This window comes from Ruegeria sp. BH8 (assembly GCF_056538065.1).
The window spans coordinates 135,433-157,398 of the sequence record NZ_JBQFSP010000008.1 but is presented as its reverse complement, the minus strand read 5'-3'; the positions used below and the strand labels follow the sequence as shown (position 1 = coordinate 157,398).

Below are 21,966 nucleotides of genomic sequence, written 5' to 3'. Positions count from 1 at the left end.
GCCCAACATGACCATTCAATTCAACGACGAGTCCTTCCGCGACGATTATACGTTTCATAACTCGGACTGGGCGATAAATCGCTTTCCGTTTCCGTTCCACGAAGACAGCTACATGTATTCGGTCAACATGGAACAGCATCGCGGCGGGCCCGAAGGGTCAGTCTATGAAAAGCGGTTCGATGTGGACGAACATTACGTTTCGGAAATGAAAGACCGCGCCATCGTTCTGGATCAGGACCCGCTGCGTTGCCAGTCTTTGCCACACATGACATTGGCGGGTTGGGACATTCTGGAACTGATTATGGTTTGCAAGTCCGAGGATTACCCGGATCTGTTTGAACTGCACCGCAACGGCAACCAGTGGCGCTGGATCAACAAACCATTGGGGATTGATCACAGCTTTACCTTCATGGATGAAACCACCCTGCCCTGCGGGCCGATGGAATATATCACCCGTCAGGCCCAGGGTGACTATGCGGTGCTTGATCAACGTGACGACATGCTGTGGATGGATGCCGGAATGGTGACCACCCAGGCCGACTGGAGCCTGGATTTCGACATTGGCATGAACTTTTTCGAATGGCACGCCCCGGTACCACTGGCCCACGAGATGGGTATCTTTCAGCGTGCGCTGAAATTCTTGCTGAGTATTCAGCAGGGCGCACCCGCACGCCGCCTGAACTGGACCATGACGGTCAACCCGCTTTTGGATACCAGCCCGGAGAACTACCATAAATGGGGTATTCAGAAAACCACACTGACACCGGAGAATATTGGCCAAAAACAACATCTTCGGGTCGAGTTGCAGACATTCTTCCGACTACCGCGTTCAAACGCGCTGTTATTCCCAATCCGCTGTTATCTGTGTAGTTTTCAGGATCTGATGACTGTACCGAAATGGGGTCGTCGCCTGCATCGTGTTGTTCGTGATCTGCCAGTGGAACTGGCAACCTACAAAGGGTTCATCGACAACCGGCCGCTGATGCTGGACTATCTCAGCCAGTTCGACGACGGGTTGCCCACCTCGCCCGGGATCTGGCCGGATCTGGAAACGGAACCCCCCTTGTCAAAGTAAACCGGCAATGTCAGGTGTCTTGGCTGTTATGACTGATCCAGACAGAACACCGTGGCTCATCCCGAGCGATGACTTCGCTCTGTATGACGCTCTGGCGCTGCTGCGCGAGTCCTTTCGGTACATGGATGCTCGGATCGACCCTCCGTCGTCCATCCATCGTCTGAACGTGGACGGAATGCTTGCGCATTGTCAAAGTGGCGGAGAAATCTGGGCCATCGGCCGACCGCTTTTCGCCTGCATGTTTCTAACGCCCAAGCCCGACAGCTTGTACCTTGGAAAGCTGGCAGTGAAGGACGGATTGCGAGGACAGGGTATTTGCCGGTCCTTGGTGGATCATGCTGCAATCCGCGCAGCGCAGCTTGGCCTGCCCGCGCTGGAACTGCAAACGCGCGTGGAGCTCACTGAAAACCATCGCATATTTTCCAGGCTTGGGTTCACGATTGTCAGCACGGGCAGCCATGAGGGGTATGACAGACCCACAGATTTCCTGCTGCGCAAGCCGATCAGTTTGTCTGCGGATAGCTGATCACTGAAAGATAGCGTGCCGGCAGATTGACCAACCGTTCCGGGCCGTGGGGTGCGTCGGCGTCAAAGAACAGGGTATCGCCGGGCTTCAGGGGATAAATCTGGTCCCCGTGGCGATAGTCTACCTCGCCTTCAAGCATGTAAATCGTCTCAATTCCGCCATGTTGGAACGTTGGGAACACATCGGATTCAGCAGTCAGTGTGATCAGGTAAGGTTCCACGATTACACCTGATCCATTGGCGCCGATATGCCCAAGCAGGTTGTACTGATGGTTGGCGCGAGTTCCCTCGCGCTCCAGTTCGACCCCTTCACCAGCTTTCGTATGAACCGCCTCGCGGCGTTCTTCAAACTGACGGAAAAAGCTAGTCAGAGGAACCGAGAGCGCATCCGCCAGCAATTGCAGGGTTGTCAGAGAAGGTGACGTGTTGCCGTTTTCGATCTTCGACAACATGCCGATTGACAACCCAGTTAGCTGAGCCAGGTCTGCAACCGTGATGTTCTGCTGTTTACGAAACGCTCGAACCTCGCGACCAATGGCGACTTCGAGAACTTTTTCCCTGTCACCCGAACGAACCGAATGCGGGTCCTGACTCAGATTTATCGCCATGTCTTTGTCTTTTTTTTTCAATTTCACTCTTTCAACGTCTTGCTACACTTGTCCAAACCGGTTCTGCAACCAGGCGCGGTGCAATAGCCCATCCAATTCGGACCACAATAGCACCAAGCTTTCCTGATAGTAAAATAATCATGCTGACAGAGAATATGAGCACACTGTTCAATCGCAGGAACCGTTCCGCTGCACGCAGGTGTTTTGCCAAAACGCTGGACTGCCAGGTTTCACTGCATCAATCTGAAATCTCGGCTAAATCGACCCAGCGATTTACTTGGGTCGATTTCAGTACTGCGCCACAGAATCGCATTTCGTAGCGACCGTCTTCAAATGTCGCCAGTTGCGTAAAGTGCGACATGCTGCCTGTCGTCAGGGAATTTGGGACAGTTGGCCGCCTGAACTAAGAGAGGATCAGGCTCACCTGGTTGTTTTGATTATGCGGCGGATTCGAGGTGGAGCAAGCGCCGGGTTTCGATTGTCTTTTGTTTGGTCCTTCCTCGTTGTCTTAGTATGGTCTGCCCGCGTCCGAAGTAGACATCGGCCGGGGTTAGGTGTTCAGTTTCGGCATCTGGTGGATTGGATTTAGGATGGATCGATCTGGTTTTGATGTCCAGATTTTGCAGATGTATTCATATGGTGCGAGACCGCTGAGCGTCTTCAGTCTGAGGGCAAAGTTGTAGGGGTCAATTGCGGAAGAGTGTGGAATCCAACGCTAAGAAAACAATGACGCCATTGCGGGACGGGGCGAAATGACACTCTGAGCGATTTCGTGTTGCGCGCGCTCACAGCACCTGTATGCCGCAGGGACGGAAATTTCGGCGCCGCGGTGCAGCGCGGAGACCGGCCATTCATCGACTGCGCAGCAATTTTCGGACACCCAATTTACGAGTCGCGGACGAGAGTCCTATTTCGCTGCGGTTGCACCAACGTCCGGTCGCACGACGGGTTTCTAGTCAACGATCACCACCTGCCCTGTGAGAGCACCCTCGACACATTTCGCATATGCCAATCCAACATGATGGGATGAAACCGGTTTGTGGCCGTGAAACCATGCGCCGTAACGTGGCGCGGACACGTCCAACATGCCCGGACTGACAACATTGACTCTCAACCCGCGCGGCATCTCGATTGCAGCGCTCTTTACGAAGCCTGCCAATGCTCCGTTAGCGGTTGCCGCATTTGAACCCATTCTGATCGGATCGCGATCAAGAACACCGCTTGTCAGAGTGAAGGAACCTGCATCCGAAATGACGTCCAGCCCAGCCAGGACAAGGTTCACTTGCGCCATAACCTTTTGCTGAAGACCCACCATGAAGGTCACTTGGGTCATCTGCGGCAACGGGGCAAAGGTCGCGTCGCCTGCACAGGACACCACAGCATCGAAATTGCCGAGGCTTTCATACAGTGATTTCACCGCGTTTAAGTCACTTGAATCGACCCGATGGTCCCCACTTGAACGTCCCACTGTGACGATTTCATGCCTTTGCCGAAGCTCCTTGCAGGCAGCTTGTCCAATATCACCACCTGCTCCGACTACGATAATTCTCATGCCTGATCCTTCAATATCTCATCATAGCGTTTCAGTTTTCGATTTAGGATCACGCGGCATCGGTCCAGATCGGCCTGTCGATCTTCCAGGCGGCGGCTATGTGCCAAAAGGGCAGCTTTGCGCTCAGGGACTTTGCCGTCGCCGGATGCGTAAAGCTCCGCAAAAGCCCGCATTTCTGCCAAAGGCATACCTGTCGAACGAAGGGACGCCAGTAACTCTAACCAATCGGCATCTGCCTTCGAGAATTTGCGCTTGCCATCCGCGCCGCGTTGGACGAATGGACACAACCCCGATTTCTCATAGAAACGAATTGTTGAAGCGCTGAGTCCGGTGCGTTCTGCAACTTCTGAAATCATCATGCGATCTGATCCTCTCGCCCAAGTCCCTACCTACCTGAAGCTACTTCAGGTCAAGCAACTTCTGCAGAAACTCTCAAAAGCCGCCATTCTCGCATCGCGCAGCTTCGGCCACTCTGGCTCGCTGCAAAGCGCTTGGGCAGTATCGATGCGGACAGACAGGACTTGGCGCGCCGCGGCCAAGGTCAGCTTTCGACGTATCAGGCAGCCACCATATCAACTTCGGCAGCCGAGAATCCAAAAGAAGCGACCATGTTCCGATGGGCATCGGTCCCAAGGAATTGCGAAAGAACTGCGTCGACTTCGTTCCGCAGGTTTGTGTCGTTCAAACCAAACGCGAATGACCCGAACGCAGGAGGTTTTTCTGAGTTTGGCACAAGGATCAGCTCCAGATCCCATTCCGGGTTCTGCTCGATAAATCCACCATGCGCTCGGCCCACGCTGGCATAGGCATCGGCGGTGCCTTCACAAACAGCTTGTGCGGCCTCGACATATGTTTCGAAAATCATGATGCGCTCTGCGCTGACGCCAAATTCAATCGCCGAGCGATGCTGAAACTGGTCCCGGATAACCGCCAAACGGATATCAGAATTGTCGGCAACCGATCGATATCCGCTCAAACCCATCTGATTGCCCCCAGCCACCAGGAGCCCGTCGGGTTGCGCCCAGATCGGGCGGCTGAACAATGCGCTCTTCCTGCGTTCTTCCGTTCCAAAAAGACCGGTCGTCATGCGCCATCGGCCATCCCCGACCCCGGGCAAGAGTTCAGCAAATTCCGTTTCTACCATTTCAAAACCGGCAATGCCAAGTTGCGCCATTACATACCGCGCGAGCTCAACGTCACAGCCCGTGACGTGGCCTGTTGCATCGACGTAGTTGAACGGCGGTTCGATCAGGTAGGCAAACTTCATTGGTCATCCTCTTTGGCGTCCGGGCCATAGCTGGCGATCTTGATGGCGAGGATGCTTCCGCATTTTTCGAGAGTTGCGCGTTTGGCTTTCAGCGTTGCCGCGTGATCCGACAGGATTTTTCGGCGTTCTTCGATACCTGCATCGCCCACTTTGGCAAGAGTCGTGAACCGACGCATTTGCTTGAGTGGCATGCCGGTTTCGCGCAGCCAATAGAGCAGAGTCAGCCACTCGACCAAACGAGGCGTAAACCGACGATGTCCATCGGTGCCACGCTCGATCTCTGGCAGCATTCCCGACTTCTCGTAGAACCTTATAGTATGTGCGGATAGCCCACAGGCTTCCGCCGCTTCAGCAATTCTCATCTTCGCAAATGTTCCTCTGATCTCTGGGTAGCGAGTTAGAGCCACTCTAAGTCAATAGCGACTATTGAAAAGCCGGCATTCGTGCAGAGTGCGGCATCTGTCAAACTGGGCTCTGGGCGGTCATCGAAGGCGGAGCAGCATCTGAATTAAGAGAGATCTGTGGAGCCATCGAGGACGGCCCAAACCAATCTCTCAGCGCAACCCCATACTCTGCGGTCGCTGCCCGAAATTCAGACATTCGCTGCAGGCACGAAAGGTAGGATCACCGCAAGGTCAGCAGTGCGAACAAAGCTGGCATCAGCAATTCGTGTTTGAGACCCACTACCGATGCAAGTCTCCGTTCAAGTAGCGCAGACCGGTGTCGATGATCACGGTCACTACGGTTTTGCCCGGTCCAAGTTCCTTGGCCTTTTTCAGGGCCGCCCAGATGTTTGCACCTGACGTCACACCGCCAAGCAAACCTTCCTGGCCAGCGAGCGCCCGGGCCCCCCAATAGGCGTCTTCATCCTTCACTGGAATTACATCATCGATGAGGTCCCTGCGCAGGATCTTCGGCACGAAGGATAAGCCTATCCCCTCGAGCTTGTGCGTACCACTGGTGTCACCTCCTGAGAGGTTGCGCACGTAGTAGGGCTCCACGGCGACAACTTCGGTGTTGGGATTGTGCGTCTTCAAGACCTCGGCATTGCCCGAAATGCAACCGCCACCGCCCGCAGCCATGACGAAGGCATGTACGGGAGTGTTTACTTGGCTCAGAATTTCCTGAGCCATGTCGTGATACCCCAGCTTGTTATCTATGTTGTTCACCTGATCCGGCCAAAACGTGCCCGGTTCCCCGGCCAGTTCTTTTGCGCGCACAATCATCCGGTCGAGTACATCCGCAGTCAGCACGCCGCCCTCGGCGTGAACAATTTCCACTTCCGCGCCGAACGCTCTCATCGTTTGTAGCTTTTCCTCGGAGAACCCGTTTGAAGACACAAAGTAGGCCTTATACCCGCGAGTGGCACAGACCATCGCCAGCGAGCTTCCGGTGCTGCCACCAGTGTACTCGACAACGCGCCCACCGGGCTTCAACTCTCCGCGCCGTTCGGCCCCTTCGATCATCGACAAGGCCATGCGGTCTTTCATGCTGCCCGTTGGGTTGGCCCCTTCCCACTTCACATAGATGTCGGCGTGATCGGGTCCTGTCAGATGGGACAGTTTGATGAGTGGGGTATTGCCGATGGTGGTCATTTTGGAGCCTTTCGCGGACTGTCATCACCAGTGGCTTCCATAAGTTAAGTCACATACTGAGTCAAACTTCCATTTTTTAAGTAACTGCGCTAAGTTCAACAAATTGACAGCTAACATGAGGACGGAATGACCCAAACAGAGCATGAGTTTCGTTCCCGATGCTCGATTGCGCGCAGCCTTGAGATCCTTGGTGACAAATGGACCCTGCTGGTGGTGCGAGACCTGTTGTGGCACGGAAAACATACATTCCAGGAATTGCAGAACAGTGAGGAACACCTGCCCCCAAACCTTCTGTCTCAACGACTAAAGCGGTTGATGGAGTGGGGGCTTGTGGAGCGGGTGGCCTATCAGGTCAGGCCAGTGCGCTATCGTTACATGCTTACCGACCGGGGGCGAGCGTTAGAGCCAACCTTGTTGGGGATCATGAACTGGGGGCACTTGCACTTAGGGGGAGGACTGTTCGACCCAACGCTTGGCAAGACAGTGGCTGGAACATCGGTCTGAGTTTCCAGACACGTTCGTTCTGGGTTCGTAGCAGACCTGGGAGCATGCGCGTCAACTAGATTCCAGAGTTTGCGACACATCCTCGGCATGTCCGAAGCAGAATACCAACGGCTTCGCGATCTGACCAGCGAATGGCGTTTCGGCAACAACTATCTGCTGACGATCCTCCTGGAACACTTAGACGATGTTGTGGACAGGAGGCTTGGAGCACCGTGATGGCGGACTTCATCGAGGAATACGGTCAGCCGGAAAGCGGCAGATTGCGTTAGCTGACGATGAGGCCCGGCCGATAGTGTTGAAAAACTCTGATTTTGCCCAAAAGTGGTGGAATAGTTGGCCGTAGAGAGCAAGTCGAAGACCCCGGCTAGGCGTAAGAACACAGCTTCGACGTCGTCAATCTGGATTTGACCAAGGCTTCGGCAAAGGTGACGGCACAGGCAACACCATCAACAACTGGCAAACCAAACTCCTCGGATAATTGTGACATCAAGTCTGTCATTCCGGCACAACCCAGAACGATGGCTTCAGCTTTGTCCTCGTCAATGGCGGCGCGAATTTCAGCCCGTATCTTATCTATTGTCGCCGGATCGTTTTCCTCAAGCTTCAGAACCGGCACGTCCGATGCCCGAACCCGGGCACATCTGCGATCCAGGCCATATTTCAGCAAATTGGTTTCCAACCCAGCCAGAGATCGGGACAGCGTAGTAATGACGCTGAATTTTGGACTGATCATGGAGGCCGCGTGATAGGCGGCCTCACCAACACCAACGACCGGAGCCGAGGTGATGCAACGTACAGCGTCGACACCTGTGTCATCGAAACAGGCCACTACGATGCCATCCACATCCGGATGCTGCTTGACCACATCCAACAAGCCCGGAACACAAGTAGAGACATCCAGATAGCCCTGTATGCTGGCGGGACCGTCTTGCGAAGTGGCAGCAATAATCATGGTTTCAGGATGCGCAGCCGCCCGCGCTGCCTCTTCTATCTTTCGCGTCATGGAACTGGTGGTGTTGGGATTGACGACTAGAAGTTTCACAACGTCCTCACATTTCTCCGCCCAGATAGGCAGCTTTGATCCGGGGATCGGTCAACAGCTCTTTGGAATTGCCCGAGATCACCACATTTCCAGTGGTTAGTGCATAGGCACGGTGCGAAATCGAAAGCGCCATGCGCGAGTTCTGTTCGACCAGCAACACAGACACACCTTCGTCCCGGTTGATAGCTACAATAGACCGCGCAATGTCTTGCACCAGTTTGGGCGCAATTCCCAACGACGGCTCATCCAGCAACAGAAGGCGTGGCTTTGCCATCAGAGCGCGCCCGATCACCATCATCTGCTGCTCGCCACCCGACAAGGTTCCTGCCGACTGGCTGTAGCGCTCTTTCAGACGCGGAAACCGTTCCAGAACCGAATCCAGAGTGCGCTGAACATCCGCTTTGTCCGAGCGGGTAAACGCCCCCATCAGAAGATTGTCTTTTACCGACATGTACGGGAAGACGCGCCGCCCTTCGGGCACCATAGCGATGCCTTTCGAGACGATCTCGGCCGGGTTGGTTCCGGCAATCTGTTCGCCCTCGAACGCAACCGAACCGGATTTGATCTTCGCCAGCCCAGTGATCGCCCGCAGGATCGAGCTTTTGCCTGCCCCATTGGCACCGATCAAAGCAACCGTTTCACCTTGCTCAAGATCAATTGATACCCCTTTAAGGGCATAGACGTGATCGTAGTAAAGCTCGACATCCTTGAAATCTAACATTTTGGTCATGGCTCAGATCCCAATCTCGTCGTCGGCGCTGCCCAGATAGGCTTCGATAACTTTTTCGTTGTTCTGGATTTCTACCGGTGTGCCCTCGGCGATCATCTCACCGAAATTCAGCACAACGATCCGGTCCGAGATATTCATCACCGCAGGCATGTCATGTTCTACCAGTAGAACGGTCACCCCCCGGTCATCTCGCACCTTGCGCACCAGATTGACCATTTTCATGGTCTCGTCATGGTTCATCCCGGCGAAGGGTTCATCCAGCAGCAACACCTTGGGATCGGTTGCCAGACCAATCGCGATCCCCAACGCCCGCAGGTTGCCCTGCGGCAGGTTTGAGGCCTGTTCGTTGGCGATCTCGGTCATGCCGAGGAATTCGATCAGATCGTCGGCATATTGCCCGAAGCTGTCGACATCTTCATGCGCCGTTTTTGTGCCCCAGAAATACCCGGCCAACGAAGCACGGGCCCTTAAGTGCTGAGCGACGATGATGCTTTCGCGCACTGTCATGGATTTGAAGATCGTCGTTTCCTGAAACGTACGGACAATGCCTTTGCAGGCCACTGCGTGTGGTTTCAGGTTAGAAATTCTCTCGCCCTTGAACAGCACCTCTCCGGTCGTGGTCGGCAGAAAGGATGAGATCATCTTGAACAACGTGCTTTTACCCGCACCGTTCGGTCCGATCACCGACAGGATCTCGTTTTCATTGACGTTGAACGAGATGTTGCTGTTCGCGGTCAGGCCACCGAATTTCTTGGTGACATGGCGGACTTCCAGAAGATGGCTCATTTGTCCTCTCCTTTCTTGCCAGGCAGACGCAGGCTGAGCAGCCCGTTGGGCAGGAACAGCATCAGGATGATCAGCAAGCTGGAATAGGCCAGCAGCTGGAAGCGGCCCAACTCGAACAACAGGTCCCAGCCAAAATACAGGACCAGCGTGCCCAACATCGGGCCGAACACATATCCCAGACCACCGAGGAAGCAATTCAGCATGAAGTTCACACTGTCGGCGACCTGAAAACTGGACGGATAAACCGATTGCGCAATCGATCCGAACATCGCGCCGCCAATGCCGCCCAGAAAGGACGAGATGGCAAAGACGATGACCCGGATATACGAGATGTTCACACCTATGGAGCTGGCCAGTTCCTCATTCTGCTGCATCGAGCGACAAAGGTGGCCAAGGCGCGAATTCACCAGCCGGTACATGGCAGCAAAGGTCAGGACCATCAGAACACAGGCCGTGTAGTAGAAGGCCAGCCTTGGGTTCTCCAGCGTTCCGAAATCGGGTATCAGAGGGATACCAAGGATCGACACCCCACCCGGAAGCGGGATCGAAGTGATGCCCTTGGCACCATTGGTGACGGGCAGGGCCAGCGCAGTCAGGGTGACGACCTGTGTCAGCACCAGCGAGATCATTGCAAAATACACACCCCGCAGCCGCAGGATCGGCAGACCGATCAGAACCGCCACACCAGCTGCAAAGAGGCCCGCAAGCGGTAGGGACAGCCAGAACGAAATGCCAGTCTTTGTCACCAGAATGGCCGAGACATAAGCTCCGATCAGGGCAAAGGCACCCTGCCCGATGTTAATGCGGCCGATATAGAAGGTCAGCCAGACACCGGCACTGGCGATCGACAGCAGTGCCACCGATGTCAGCGTGTAGTACAGGTCAGACCGACCGGACGCGGCGACAAAGCCGGGAACCGCGATGAAGATGGCCAGCAGGAAGACCGCCACACCGGCCCATTGAATCATTGATAGTTTTGGCACTGCATTATCCCCACGGTTTGCCCATCAGGCCCTGCGGGCGGATGGCCAGGAAAATCATCAGTGAGACGAAGATCAACAGGTAAGTGATATCGCCATATTGAGACAGGACAGCCAGACCGATGGCTTCCATGAAACCAAGGATAATTCCGCCCGCGATTGCGCCGGAAATCACACCTGCGCCGCCGATCATGACCATCATGAAAGCCTTGATTGAGGTCGGTCCGCCCATACCCAGATTGACGCCGGTAATAGTCACGAGCAGACCGCCGACCAGACCAGCCAGCATTGCGCCCAATGCAAATCCAATCATGGAGTAGCGAGCAACATTGACTCCCATCAGTTGGGCAGCGGTTCTGTCCTGCGCCAGCGCACGCAGGGCGCGGCCGGTTTTGGAATACTGCATAAACAGGATGAAAGTGACGATCGACAGAATAGCCAGCACGCAGATCAAAATACGGTCATATGGCATGATCAACTTGAAATCCCAGTTGAAAACCCCGTTGACGATCTTGGGCACACCGCGCTGTTTTTCTCCAAAGACCAGCAGGATGACCGCGTCAAACAGAAACGCCAATCCCGCCGCCAACAGCATTGTGCTTTCTTCGCGCGATGACCGTCGTATGACTGGGGCGAACAGAAACCGTTCTATCAGCGCGCCGAGCACGGCCAGAGTGATACAGGACGCCAGCAGCGCAAGGATGAAAGGCCAGCCAAGTTGTCCGTAGAAGGTGTAGGTCACAAAGCCGCCGAGAACGTACATCTGTCCGTGAGCAAAATTCAGTACGTTCATCAGGGCAAAGATCAGCGTCAGACCCAAGGCGATCATCGCATATTGCGCGCCCAGATAGATGCCGTTTGCTAGTATCTGTTCCATGATAGTCCCGCGTTAGGTTCGGGTTTCCCGGGCCGATCATCAGCCCGGGAGTTTGAGTGGCTCGTTAGGCTTTCGCCTTGTCTTGGGGAGTTCTGCCTCAGTCGACTTCAGCGACAAAGAGTGTTTCAAACTCTCCGTCCTGGTAAACATTCACTACCAGCGGGACCGCAATCTGACGCTTTTGTCCGAAGGAGGTTGTTCCGACGTACCGCATCACGGCGTCGCCCTTCATGAAAGGGTTCGGTGCTTCGAACGTGTCCATCGTGGTCTGGAACGCCTTGACGTCGTCAATGCCCGCCGGGTTGGCGTTCAAGGTCGCCAGAATATACTCCAGCGCATAGACCTTGGTATTCGATTCATCGTTATATTCGCCGAACATATCAGTGTAACGCTTGACGAATTCCTTCATGTCGTCCGATGCGATTTCAGGCGTCGATGCACCGCCGACCGAGATGAACCCGTTGGCCAGATCGCCCGCACCTTCGCGCAGAACCGTCGCATCCTGCGCGGTTTCGGTCGAGATGATGCCCTGATACCCCAGTTCGCGCGCAGACCGGATCAACTGAGGTGCATTGGCCGGCGAGACGCCGGACAGAACCAGCAAATCAGGCTGCGTGCGCATTACAGGCGTCAGAACCGGGGTAAAATCTGTCGTGTCCACCTGATACGTCACGTTGTCAGACACAACTTCAAGACCCAACGCATTGGCCGCTGCGATCCCTCCATCCCGCTGGCTCAGCGGATCAGACTCGTTGGCAGCAACAAAGGCCACGCTCTTTACGCCTTTTTCGTCGCGCAGGTATTCGTAAATCGCCGGGCCGGATTGATAGTTCGCAACCATGCCCAAAACCGCATTGGACGCCGGAGCGGTATAAAGCTCTTTCGGGAAGGCATATGGGAAATACATGATCCCTTGAGCCTCGGCCACAGGGCGCACGGCGGCAGCGCCGTCATCCACATTCGGACCAACCACATAGTGGATGCCTTCCTGTGCCATCTTCTCCATGCCCGCGATTGCGCGCTTGGGGTCTTTCTGGTCATCGAACGAGACGATTTCGATATCGTAAGTGGTATCACCGATCTTGTAGCCGCCGGATTCATTGATCCAGTCAGCGCGTGCTTCCATCGAGCGCTGGTTCGAGATGCCCCAGGCCGCTGCCGGACCTGAAGTCACACCAACAAAGCCAATCTTGAGAACCGGGTTTTCCGCCCAGGCGGTGGAGCCCAGAACGGATATGGCCAGCGCCAGGGCCGCCGATGATTTCATCAGATTTCTGCGTTTCATTTTTTCCTCCCTATTGAGGTTTGGGCGCCTCTTTCGGGCGCTTGCAAAGGTCATTGAGTCACAGGTCGAATCCCGGTGATGCTGCCAAGCTCAACATTGTTAACAATCTATGTCAACATTTTTTAATGAATGACAGTGTTGATATTGTGAACAAATACTCAATATATTGTCAGTCAGAAGCCGTGCGTCTAAGAAAACGCACAAGAATTCCAGTCGAATTGAAACCAGATGACAGACGCACAACAAATACTCGACACCGTCCAATCTGATCCGGATGAGCAATTGATCGTTGATCGAATTTATTCCGCGGTAATGGAACAAAAGCTGGCGCCACGAACCAAATTGAGCGAACAAACCTTATGTGAGACCTTTGGCGTTGGTCGCATGCGCGTCCGCCGCGCATTGTTGTTATTGAGCAGCCAAGGCATTGTTGAACTTCATTCCAACCGCGGTGCCTTCATTGCTTGCCCAAGCCCCGAAGAAGCCCGAGACGTGTTTGAGGCCCGCTTGATGATCGAAACCGGTATCGTTCGGGATTTGACGCGAGAAATTAGCAACGCGGGGGTCAAAGCGTTGCGGCTTCATATCAAAAAAGAAGATGAGGCTAGGGCAAGGAACGACCAAACAGAAATTATCAGGCTCTCTGGTGAATTTCATGTCGAGTTAGCTAAATGCCACAACAACGCAGTACTCACTCGCGTCGTCAGGGAACTGGTGACCCGGTCTTCTCTGATCGTGGCGCTGTTCGGAACCAACAAGGACTCATCTTGCCCCGATGATGAGCACGCGTCGATCATCAATGCGATCGCGAGTGGTGACCCGCAAGCTGCGGTAGACAGCATCCAACACCACCTTTTTCACGTTAAAAACAGCCTGGATCTGGAAAAAACCCAAAAGGTTGAACCCGATCTGGCCAAGATACTCACCGGGCGCATGTAATTGGATCTGTTGCAAACTTTTGGAATGGCCAGAGTAGCGAATAACCGGACACACCTTTCCTGCGATCTCTGCAAATAGCTGAAATCCCGACGTCGTAGCGTTGGGGAACAGCTGCTTTCGGATCATGTTTGCGACCTCGATGCCGTCCAGACTAGCCGATGCGGACCCGAACGATTTGAACCCGCACATGTGCCGCACGCGACGCTTGATAAACCGGTGATCCTGCTCGATCAGGTTATTCAAATACTTGACCTGACTGTTTGAATTTTGTCGAGGCAACCAAACCGATTAAAGATTTTGTTCACCTCTCGAATGCCCGCTGCGTTGTTTCCGCTTTTGTCGATGACGATCTTGCTCGCGACTCCATTTGAAGACAGCGCTTTGGCAAAGAACCTGGCTGCCGCTGGAGGGTTCCTCCGCTCAGACAGCATAAAATCAAGGGTCTTGCCGTGCTTGTCGACAGCTCGATAGAGGTAAACCCACGCGCCTTTCACCTTGATGTAAGTTTCGTCCATTCTCCACGAACGATCACAAGGTCCTTTGCGGCGACGTGCTGCCTCAGCGATCGCACCAGAATACCGTGTTACCCATCGGTTTAGCGTGGCGTGGTCCACTAAAACAACGCGCTCGGCCATGATTTCTTCCAGATCCCGGTATGACACACCGAATCGGACATAAAAAAACACCGCGAACAGGATCACGTCCTTCGGATATTGCGCGCCTTTGAAAGAAATCATGAACCAACTTTCGACTGATTATACCGAAAGTCATTCACCCGCAGCATCTGACCTCGTCAACAGCCAAATGTTTGCAACAGATCCGTTGAATGCCGTCTTGGAACCAGCCCGAGCCAGGCGGCGAAGTCGCGCCCTCGCGGGAACGTTTCCGGCGGCGGGGCGAGGGCCACCAGCGCAGTTGCGATGAGCGGACCAATTCCAGGCACCGTCATAAGGCGGCGTGCCGTTTCATTTGACCGCGCGCGGCGGGCAATCTCGGCATCCAGTTCTTTGATCTGACCCTCCAGTTGGTTCAACATGCTGATCAGCCTTTCTAAGCACTGGCGCAGGCCTCCATTCAGGTTGTTTGCAAACCCACAATGGCACACCGAGGCCAGCGGGGGCCTCTACACCTTCAGAACCGTACAGGATTTCTCAAATGGAGCGATTTCTTTGCCGACCCGGTGGCAGAACTGGTCGATATGGAACTTAGAACGCTCTGTGGCGGGATCGTCCGGTGGTCCGGCAGATCTCACGAATTGATCGCATTTGAAGAAGGCGGACTTGTACGAAGCCTCGATAGCTTCCAATCGGGTCAGGTCGAAGACTTGGTTGCGGAATTTGGCCTCAACCCAGCTGAAGTTACCGAAGTGCGCGGAGATTCAGACGATCAAGCCCTTTGGATCAGATATCTGAAATAATGAATCGTCTGCACCCGCTACACTTGCGTTCCCCAGCAATCCACTTATGAAAGTGCCATCAATTGACCTAGGGAAAGCTTGCGATGCGCATGCGCGATACGTTCATCAAACCGATGCACCCTGAAGGCATTCGGTTTGTCGCGATCTTTGCCGCCATCACGGTCGGTCTGTTTCTCCTGTCCGACATTCTGGGCTGGATTGGCGTCGGCCTTACGATCTGGTGCTACTATTTTTTTCGCGACCCCGAACGCGTATCACCGACAGGGGAAGGCCTGATTGTCAGCCCGGCGGATGGGGTGGTATCGCTAATCGAAGCGGCAGTGCCGCCGAGTGAGCTTGGGATGCCAAACACGCCCCTCACTCGTGTCAGTGTATTCATGAGCGTCTTTAATTGCCATGTGAACCGCGCGCCCATTGAAGGTGAGATCACCGCCGTTGCCTACCGCCCCGGCAAGTTTTTCAACGCATCCCTAGATAAGGCCAGTGCCGATAACGAGCGCAACAGCCTGCGTATTCGAATGAGGAATGGTCAGGACCTGGCCGTGGTCCAGATTGCCGGCCTAGTGGCCAGACGGATCGTCTGCTTTGTGAAATCTGGCAACGCGCTTCAAACCGGAGAGCGATTTGGATTGATCCGTTTCGGATCCCGGCTGGATGTTTATCTTCCAGATGGCGTGGAGCCGCAGGTGCGTGTCGGGCAAACGATGATTGCCGGCGAAACCATCCTTGCCAGTTTGCACACACCCAATGAAAAGTAGGTGGCTGGATCAGTGACAGAACCATCCGAACAGGAAGAGACCGGGTTTGCGCTGATTCATTTGCTGCCCAATGCACTGACAATAACAGCCATTTGCGCGGGCCTGTCGGCAATCAGATTTGGCGTTCAGGGAAACTACGAGCTTGCGGTGCAGTTGATTATAGCCGCTTGTGTGCTGGATGGGTTGGATGGGCGCATTGCGCGCTTGCTCAGCAGTGACAGCAAAATCGGGGCAGAACTGGATTCGCTCGCGGATTTCTTGAACTTCGGCGTTGCCCCGCCGCTTGTTCTCTATTTCTGGGCTTTGCAGGATGTACCCAGTGCTGCATGGCTCGCCGTGCTGTTTTTTGCGGTGTGCTGCGTTATGCGCCTTGCTCGGTTCAATGTGGGCAGCAAGTCCGAGACCTGCGAACATGACAGCGCTTATTTCGAGGGGGTTCCAGCCCCTGCAGGGGCGCTGCTGGTCATGTTGCCAATGTATCTGTCCTTCGCTTTCGCGGATGCGCCCGCGCTGCCCAGTATATTGATTTGCCTCTTCATCGTGATCATTGGTCTTTTGCTTATCAGTCGCATACCGACCTGGTCTTTTAAAACCACGCGGATTTCACGCGAGAACGCGAAGTTTTTTCTCATCGGTGTCGCTGTTGTTGGCGCCGCGCTGCTGACCTTTGCCTGGGCCACGCTGATCGCGCTTTGTGTCGGATATGTGGGAATGGTCGCCTGGGCGTGGATTGACAGGGAAGCACGTTCTAACCGTTAAGGATACGATATGGACATCAAAGCCGTTCAAACCTCTTACGCTCGCTGGGCACCCGTCTATGACAAGACGTTTGGGGCCGTCACCAATGTCGGGCGGCAGCATGCGGTTGACTATATCAACAGACGTTCTGGCAAGGTTCTGGAGGTTGGCGTGGGCACCGGGCTGTCACTGGAACATTACGGACCCAGGACTCAGGTGACCGGAATCGACTTCAGCGAGGACATGCTGCAAAAAGCACGCGGCAAGGTAAGAGATTTATCCCTGAGCCACGTTGCGGAGCTAAGGCAAATGGATGCCCGCGCGCTTGATTTCCCAGACAACCATTTCGATACGGTTGCAGCGATGCATGTGCTGTCCGTCGTTCCAGAACCGGAAAAGGTAATGGCGGAAATTGTGAGGGTCTGTAAACCCGGCGGCAGTGTGGTGATTACGAACCATTTCAAACGAGAGCGAGGTCTGCTGGCAACCTTGGAACGCGCGTTTGCGCCAATTGCTAACACAATCGGTTGGCACTCTGACTTCGAAATCGACACGGTATTACAAGAGCAAGCGCTAACTGTCGAAGAGCAAAGAGCCCTACCACCGATTGGGATGATGACCTTTCTGGTTTTGAGAAAGTCAGTGGTTGCATAGTGGTCTAATGAAAAGTTAGCGCCTACTAAAACAGGAAGCCGAGCAGAATGACAGGTATTGCCAAGTTGATGACCTGAGCATGTGAGGTATTGGCGAAGACAGGATCAAGCGGTCATTTCCGCAGTGTACTCGTCCCAGAGGTTGAACGCGTCGGAACGAGCGTGGCGGTAAGAGTTTGCGGTGAGTTGATAGCGGCTGGGGCGGAAGACCAGGTTGATTTTGTCATGCGCAGACAGAAATCTCTGAGCCTTTAGGTCAGACTTGAACCGGCCCATGATCTTTTCTCGTTTGCGGGTTGGTCGGTGCGACACTTCGATGGCGTTATTCAGACCTTTGTGGGCATGATGGTCAACCTCTGGTGCAAGTATTTTGATCGGCTTGATATAGCTGCGCAATTTGTCGGTGATGACGACCCTGGGTTCGCCAAACTTGGCAACCGGCCCGAGCAGCCAACAGATCCTCAACGTCAGCTGTGCTCAACCCAAAGCGATGGTAAGCCCAGACCGCGTAGGCAATGATCTCACGAGAAAAGCGAAAACTTTTCAGGAGTGGCATGATCGTTGGGATGTTCATTGGCGCGACATAGCTGGATCATTCAACGTGAACAACTTGGCAATACCGTCGAGTTAGGTTCTTTCGCAAACTTCTCTGAGATCTGCATACATGAAGCTGGAGGGACGATTGTCCAGCCAGTTGGCTGAACTGCTGAAAAAGACGGAATATGGGCGTGAATTGACCTTTGCTGATCTTCTTGAAGACTGTTCGGAAACTACTCGATGGGACCGAACATGAGATCACGTACGTTCGACAATTGGGCAACAAGGCCGAAGACAGTTACTCAGCTGCGTCCACGCGAACCGTCCTGATGCTGGGATCAATACGGCTGTAGGCGGCCAGAAGTCGCGCCGACCACTTCTGCGAAATATAATCGGCCATGAATCGTGACGGTGCGATAAGGACAACACGCCCCCCTGCCCTTTCAGCTTCGGACAGATGTTGAAACCAGCTTGCCCACAGTTCCGGATCGCGACCGTGTAGAATCGCCTGTACCTGCGACCACACATCCCCAGCTGGGCTGTCAGGGGCACTGGGTTTGGTTGCAAAGGGTACGACATTCGTTTCGGGTTCCGGCACGTCAGTCATCCGGGCTTGAAAGTCCGATCCGATAACAGACCACACCTCTTCGGTGTCAATCAGGATTTGTTTCAGATCGATCTCGTACACGGCTACACGACCCCGCGCTGAGGGCCGTTTTACCGTTACCCAACCTAATGTGCGAAATCTGGACATTTCGCGCTTTACGGTTCTTTCGTTCACTGCCCACAGGCGCGAAATTTCTTCCCGCCCAATGGATAATTCGTTGTTGCGCCAGTTATACCGGGTCGTAATCAACGCAATGATGCGCAAAATACTTCGTTGTCGGTGCTTGTCGCCTGACAGCGCATGAACGGTCAGAGCAGATAGTATATCATATTTCAAAGCCGGCGCATTTCGCCCGACCGGTTTCGCAAGCTGCATATCCGTTCTCACCGCTCAGTCTGCCTCTGGCGGGTGTGTCCCGCCAATCTCGCGCCGTTTGCCAACGCTTTTCGTCATCTTGGCCTAATTAGCGTCCAAAGCTTCGATTCTGTCAAGCCAAGACTGGAACATCGCGTGATCTTGCGCAGATCAAACTCAAAAAACGAAAAGAAATTTGGTGAAATATTGGTGATGGGGGTCATTCTGTGTGTCCCCTTATTGGGTCTTTGTGTCCCCCTATATGTGGTTATTTCCTTCGGTCCGTCCCCCTAAATACTGGCTGGATAGGGCTGTCTTGATCGTTTTGTTCCACCTGGGGCGGTCGAATCGCTTCGGGTGTTTTTGCGCCTTGTTTTCTTACCCGTGGGTAAGATCGTACTCTCATCATAATTTCTTTTGCTTAAAGTGCAAATCAAGCGTAAATAAGAAACGAGCAGAAATTTACGTTCCAAACTAAGAGACCCGAGGCATGTACACGCACGAAGACCTGAACGCATTGCGCAATCAGTCCCTCAAGTTGCAGGGGTGGATTCGCCAGCAGACCTTTAGCCCTGAGATGGAGAAAACGCTCCGCCGGTTTTCCAGCTGGGAAGTGTCCGAACTGATCTTCCGGGTGAATCAGTCAACCTTTCGCGGAAAGCTTGCAGCCGATCCTTCCCTACCTGGTGGAGAAGTTGAGCCCGACGGGCGTCAGCGCTGGTTCAGCCTGGAAGAGGTGAACGAACTTCGGCGACGGCTCAAGATTAATCGCAAGTCACTGATGCCCCCTCGCCCTGAAGGCAAGCGCGCCATTCGTGCGGCTGTCGCAAACTTCAAGGGTGGCGCGGGAAAGTCGACCGTGGCGCTGCATCTTGCCCATGCAGCCGCCCTGGATGGGTATCGGGTCCTTGTGGTGGATTTCGACCCTCAGGCAACACTAAGCCATTCGATGGGGCTGACGGATGTGGCCGAAGATTATACGGTCTGGGGGATCATGGCGCGTGACCTCATTCGTGAAACAGAACGCATGAATAACCGCCCCGCCGCTGCAGAATCGGGAACCGCCCTGCCCCGCCGGGAGTTGCCGCCCGCGATAACAGATATGGGCCTGGGCGATCTGCGAATTGCTGATTTCATCAAGAAGACCTCCTGGTCGACGATCGATGCGATACCTTCCTGTGCGAACGCAGCCTTTGTTGAATTTGCGTCGGCCCAGTACCGGCACCTGAATCCCGAATGGTCCTTCTTTGCGGCGGTGTCCCGGTATCTGGATCAGATTCCGGATGACGCCTATGACCTTATCCTGTTCGATTGTCCGCCCGCAATCGGGTACCAGTCTATGAACGCGGTCTTTGCCGCAGACATGCTTTATATCCCTTCGGGCCCTGGCTATTGGGAATATGACTCGACCACATCGTTCATCGGCCAATTGGCAGAAGCGTTGGAAGACCTGGCTTATGGGTTCGACAAGACCTTACCCACGGGTAAGATTGGGTTGCCCAAAACCTTCTGTGAGTTGCGGTTCCTGTTGACGCGGTATGAACCGGGCAATGCGCTGCATCTGGCGATGTTTGATGCCTTTAAGAAGGTATTTGGCGAGCACGTCGCACAGCACCCGGTGGAAATGACCCGTGCGGTGGAGCAGTCTGGACGTTTTCTGAGCTCGGTCTACGAAATGGATTACCGCGAAATGACCCGCGAAACCTGGCGGCGCGCCCGCTCAACTTTCGACAATGTGTATGAGGAATTCCGGGGCGTAATGCTATCGGCCTGGGACAAGGTGGAGGATGACGCATGAGCCGCAAGCGGAGAATGTTCGATATTGATCTACCGGCTATGGATGACATTCCTGTTGGTAAGGTGCCGGATAAAGTTTTCGAAAAACGACGTGGCCCAATGGCCGCTGCAATTTCGGAAAATGCCGACGCTTTGCGTGATCAGCAATCGACGGAACAATCCATTCGCGCAGAAAACGATCGTCTTGCACACGAACTGGTTCGGCTGAGAGCCGAAGGTTTGGTGACAGAACGAGTGGTGCTAAACGACGTTGTAACGGAAAAGCTGACACGAGATCGCAAACCCGGTCCCGATCCAGAACTGGATGAACTTAAGGACTCTATTAGGGAGGTCGGCTTGTCCAACCCGATCCGCCTGGAGCGCAGGTCGGACGGGCTGTATGAATTGATCCAGGGTATGCGCCGTTTGTCTGCCTATCGAGCCTTGTACGATGAGACCGGTGATGAAACCTACGCCAGAATTCCAGCGGGGATTTCTGATGCGGGTGATCTGGACAACAGTTATCGGCGTATGGTCGACGAGAACCTGATCCGAAAGGATATCTCATTTGCGGAAATGGGTGCCCTCGCCCGTGCATATTCCGAAGACCCTGCGAATGACTGTCCCGATGTCGACAAGGCGGTGTCCACGCTGTTCAAATCTGCCAGCTACACAAAGCGCAGCTATATCCGGTCTTTTGCCAGTTTGCTGCTGATGTTGGACAAAGTTCTGACCCACCCGAACGACATTCCGCGAAACGTGGGTGTTGAGCTAAAGCGCAAATTTGACGCGACGCCAGGTCTGGTTCGCCAGGTAAGCGAGGCACTGAAGAGTGAGCCTGATCGGGATGGCGCGCGTGAAGTCGCAATTCTGAGGTCATTTCTAGGTGAGCCAGAAGCTGTGTCCTCGAAGAAGACGGAGGCCGCCAGTGCAGGTAAACCACGCCGCGCGAAAACAACTTTTCAGGTTTCGGGCAGGGCAGGGATCGCGAAATGTGCTGCTTCTAGTGGAAGGATCGAGGTGCGGTATGATCTGGATTTTACCCGCGTTGATCGAAGCAAACTGGAGGCAGCAATTGCCGCGCTGCTCGATGCGCTTCCCGAGGAAGATGATCTTACCCACGGGTAAGATCACGAACTAGCAAGTCAGGTGAAGGCGTCGGAAAGGTTTCGGCGCCTTTTTTGTTTTGCCGCGCAAAGGGTAGGGGCCTTGAGTGACATTGTCGGGTAAATCCACTGTCCAAGCTGAACCGGAGGGCGCGGGCCATGGCGTGAACGGGGTAACCGGCATATCAAAGCTTGCTGTCAAGCCAAGTATAAAGTTTCTCAACATATCGATTATGGACATAATCTGCTTAGGCA

General features: G+C 54.3%; 23 protein-coding genes and 4 pseudogenes. 10 read left to right on the top strand and 17 right to left on the bottom strand.

The features are described from left to right. The first annotated feature begins 7 nt into the window (after window positions 1-7). Both ACR0AD_RS14545 and ACR0AD_RS14540 read left to right on the top strand, forming a co-directional pair. Complete coding sequence (locus ACR0AD_RS14545) at window positions 8-1,075, top strand: heme-dependent oxidative N-demethylase family protein (protein WP_480483607.1); 1,068 nt, start codon at window positions 8-10, stop codon at window positions 1,073-1,075. A gap of 28 nt (window positions 1,076-1,103) precedes the next feature. Next, the gene (locus tag ACR0AD_RS14540; RefSeq protein WP_480483606.1) at window positions 1,104-1,601 is read left to right on the top strand and encodes a GNAT family N-acetyltransferase; all 498 of its coding nucleotides are present in this window, start codon (window positions 1,104-1,106) and stop codon (window positions 1,599-1,601) included. On the opposite strand, the gene ACR0AD_RS14535 is transcribed toward ACR0AD_RS14540, so the two are convergent. From ACR0AD_RS14535 to ACR0AD_RS14505, 7 genes and pseudogenes are all read right to left on the bottom strand, one after another. Then, the gene (locus tag ACR0AD_RS14535; protein ID WP_480483605.1) at window positions 1,579-2,208 is read right to left on the bottom strand and encodes a helix-turn-helix domain-containing protein; all 630 of its coding nucleotides are present in this window, start codon (window positions 2,206-2,208) and stop codon (window positions 1,579-1,581) included. The genes ACR0AD_RS14540 and ACR0AD_RS14535 overlap by 23 nt on opposite strands. 550 nt (window positions 2,209-2,758) lie before the next feature. Continuing rightward, window positions 2,759-2,890 (bottom strand): annotated as a pseudogene (locus ACR0AD_RS14530) (IS481 family transposase); the annotation flags it as partial. Window positions 2,891-3,160: 270 nt separating this feature from the next. Beyond that, the gene (locus ACR0AD_RS14525) at window positions 3,161-3,760 is read right to left on the bottom strand and encodes a short chain dehydrogenase (RefSeq protein WP_480483604.1); all 600 of its coding nucleotides are present in this window, start codon (window positions 3,758-3,760) and stop codon (window positions 3,161-3,163) included. Continuing rightward, on the bottom strand, window positions 3,757-4,119 hold the full coding sequence (locus tag ACR0AD_RS14520; protein WP_480483603.1) for a MerR family transcriptional regulator: 363 nt from the start codon (window positions 4,117-4,119) through the stop codon (window positions 3,757-3,759). The genes ACR0AD_RS14525 and ACR0AD_RS14520 overlap by 4 nt, the downstream gene beginning before the upstream one ends. Before the next feature lie 197 nt (window positions 4,120-4,316). After that, window positions 4,317-5,027 carry a transporter substrate-binding domain-containing protein gene (locus ACR0AD_RS14515; protein ID WP_480487941.1) on the bottom strand — a complete coding sequence of 237 codons (711 nt, stop codon included), beginning with the start codon at window positions 5,025-5,027 and terminating at the stop codon, window positions 4,317-4,319. Beyond that, window positions 5,024-5,389, bottom strand: coding sequence for a MerR family transcriptional regulator (locus ACR0AD_RS14510; protein WP_480487942.1), 366 nt, complete (start codon window positions 5,387-5,389; stop codon window positions 5,024-5,026). The genes ACR0AD_RS14515 and ACR0AD_RS14510 overlap by 4 nt, the downstream gene beginning before the upstream one ends. Before the next feature lie 321 nt (window positions 5,390-5,710). Further along, window positions 5,711-6,622: a PLP-dependent cysteine synthase family protein gene (locus ACR0AD_RS14505; RefSeq protein ID WP_480487943.1), complete on the bottom strand. Its 912-nt coding sequence runs from the start codon at window positions 6,620-6,622 to the stop codon at window positions 5,711-5,713. 126 nt (window positions 6,623-6,748) lie between these two features. On the opposite strand from ACR0AD_RS14505, the gene ACR0AD_RS14500 reads away from it, so the two are divergent. Continuing rightward, window positions 6,749-7,126, top strand: a complete 378-nt coding sequence (locus tag ACR0AD_RS14500) for a winged helix-turn-helix transcriptional regulator (protein ID WP_480487944.1) — start codon at window positions 6,749-6,751, stop codon at window positions 7,124-7,126. 364 nt (window positions 7,127-7,490) lie between these two features. Here ACR0AD_RS14500 and ACR0AD_RS14495 read toward each other — a convergent pair whose 3' ends face one another. The 6 genes from ACR0AD_RS14495 to ACR0AD_RS14470 all read right to left on the bottom strand — a co-directional run bounded on the left by ACR0AD_RS14495 (window position 7,491) and on the right by ACR0AD_RS14470 (window position 12,826). Further along, window positions 7,491-8,168, bottom strand: a complete 678-nt coding sequence (locus ACR0AD_RS14495; protein ID WP_480483598.1) for an aspartate/glutamate racemase family protein — start codon at window positions 8,166-8,168, stop codon at window positions 7,491-7,493. 7 nt (window positions 8,169-8,175) lie between these two features. After that, complete coding sequence (locus ACR0AD_RS14490) at window positions 8,176-8,898, bottom strand: ABC transporter ATP-binding protein (RefSeq protein ID WP_480487946.1); 723 nt, start codon at window positions 8,896-8,898, stop codon at window positions 8,176-8,178. A 3-nt stretch (window positions 8,899-8,901) separates the two neighbouring features. Beyond that, window positions 8,902-9,684 carry an ABC transporter ATP-binding protein gene (locus ACR0AD_RS14485; protein ID WP_480487948.1) on the bottom strand — a complete coding sequence of 261 codons (783 nt, stop codon included), beginning with the start codon at window positions 9,682-9,684 and terminating at the stop codon, window positions 8,902-8,904. Then, window positions 9,681-10,652: a branched-chain amino acid ABC transporter permease gene (locus ACR0AD_RS14480; protein WP_480478205.1), complete on the bottom strand. Its 972-nt coding sequence runs from the start codon at window positions 10,650-10,652 to the stop codon at window positions 9,681-9,683. Before ACR0AD_RS14480 ends, ACR0AD_RS14485 begins: the two co-directional genes overlap by 4 nt. A 19-nt stretch (window positions 10,653-10,671) precedes the next feature. Beyond that, the gene (locus ACR0AD_RS14475) at window positions 10,672-11,541 is read right to left on the bottom strand and encodes a branched-chain amino acid ABC transporter permease (protein WP_480483595.1); all 870 of its coding nucleotides are present in this window, start codon (window positions 11,539-11,541) and stop codon (window positions 10,672-10,674) included. Window positions 11,542-11,638: 97 nt separating this feature from the next. Then, window positions 11,639-12,826: an ABC transporter substrate-binding protein gene (locus ACR0AD_RS14470; RefSeq protein ID WP_480483594.1), complete on the bottom strand. Its 1,188-nt coding sequence runs from the start codon at window positions 12,824-12,826 to the stop codon at window positions 11,639-11,641. Window positions 12,827-13,054: 228 nt separating this feature from the next. Here ACR0AD_RS14470 and ACR0AD_RS14465 point away from each other — a divergent pair, with 228 nt between their 5' ends. Then, a complete protein-coding gene (locus ACR0AD_RS14465; RefSeq protein WP_480483593.1) occupies window positions 13,055-13,765 on the top strand; it encodes a GntR family transcriptional regulator in 711 nt (236 codons plus the stop codon). A gap of 57 nt (window positions 13,766-13,822) precedes the next feature. On the opposite strand, the pseudogene ACR0AD_RS14460 reads toward ACR0AD_RS14465, so the two are convergent. Next, window positions 13,823-14,502, bottom strand: a pseudogene (locus tag ACR0AD_RS14460) (IS6 family transposase); the annotation flags it as partial. An 83-nt stretch (window positions 14,503-14,585) separates the two neighbouring features. Next, window positions 14,586-14,789 (bottom strand): annotated as a pseudogene (locus ACR0AD_RS14455) (transposase); the annotation flags it as partial. 72 nt (window positions 14,790-14,861) lie between these two features. Between ACR0AD_RS14455 and ACR0AD_RS14450 the strand changes: the two are divergent. From ACR0AD_RS14450 to ACR0AD_RS14435, 4 genes are all read left to right on the top strand, one after another. After that, the gene (locus ACR0AD_RS14450) at window positions 14,862-15,182 is read left to right on the top strand and encodes a hypothetical protein (protein ID WP_480483592.1); all 321 of its coding nucleotides are present in this window, start codon (window positions 14,862-14,864) and stop codon (window positions 15,180-15,182) included. Between the two features lie 83 nt (window positions 15,183-15,265). Next, complete coding sequence (locus ACR0AD_RS14445) at window positions 15,266-15,940, top strand: phosphatidylserine decarboxylase (protein ID WP_480483591.1); 675 nt, start codon at window positions 15,266-15,268, stop codon at window positions 15,938-15,940. A gap of 12 nt (window positions 15,941-15,952) precedes the next feature. Beyond that, the gene (gene pssA / locus ACR0AD_RS14440) at window positions 15,953-16,699 is read left to right on the top strand and encodes a CDP-diacylglycerol--serine O-phosphatidyltransferase (protein ID WP_480487950.1); all 747 of its coding nucleotides are present in this window, start codon (window positions 15,953-15,955) and stop codon (window positions 16,697-16,699) included. Between the two features lie 9 nt (window positions 16,700-16,708). Continuing rightward, window positions 16,709-17,332, top strand: coding sequence for a class I SAM-dependent methyltransferase (locus ACR0AD_RS14435; RefSeq protein WP_480483589.1), 624 nt, complete (start codon window positions 16,709-16,711; stop codon window positions 17,330-17,332). Window positions 17,333-17,436: 104 nt separating this feature from the next. Here ACR0AD_RS14435 and ACR0AD_RS14430 read toward each other — a convergent pair. Together ACR0AD_RS14430 and ACR0AD_RS14425 are read right to left on the bottom strand one after the other, a co-directional pair. After that, window positions 17,437-17,905 (bottom strand): annotated as a pseudogene (locus ACR0AD_RS14430) (DDE-type integrase/transposase/recombinase). A gap of 261 nt (window positions 17,906-18,166) precedes the next feature. Then, the gene (locus ACR0AD_RS14425) at window positions 18,167-18,850 is read right to left on the bottom strand and encodes a DnaA N-terminal domain-containing protein (RefSeq protein WP_480483588.1); all 684 of its coding nucleotides are present in this window, start codon (window positions 18,848-18,850) and stop codon (window positions 18,167-18,169) included. Window positions 18,851-19,319: 469 nt separating this feature from the next. On the opposite strand from ACR0AD_RS14425, the gene ACR0AD_RS14420 reads away from it, so the two are divergent. Further along, window positions 19,320-20,627 carry an AAA family ATPase gene (locus ACR0AD_RS14420; RefSeq protein WP_480483587.1) on the top strand — a complete coding sequence of 436 codons (1,308 nt, stop codon included), beginning with the start codon at window positions 19,320-19,322 and terminating at the stop codon, window positions 20,625-20,627. Beyond that, on the top strand, window positions 20,624-21,733 hold the full coding sequence (locus ACR0AD_RS14415) for a ParB/RepB/Spo0J family partition protein (RefSeq protein ID WP_480487952.1): 1,110 nt from the start codon (window positions 20,624-20,626) through the stop codon (window positions 21,731-21,733). The genes ACR0AD_RS14420 and ACR0AD_RS14415 overlap by 4 nt, the downstream gene beginning before the upstream one ends. Window positions 21,734-21,966 lie beyond the last annotated feature (233 nt).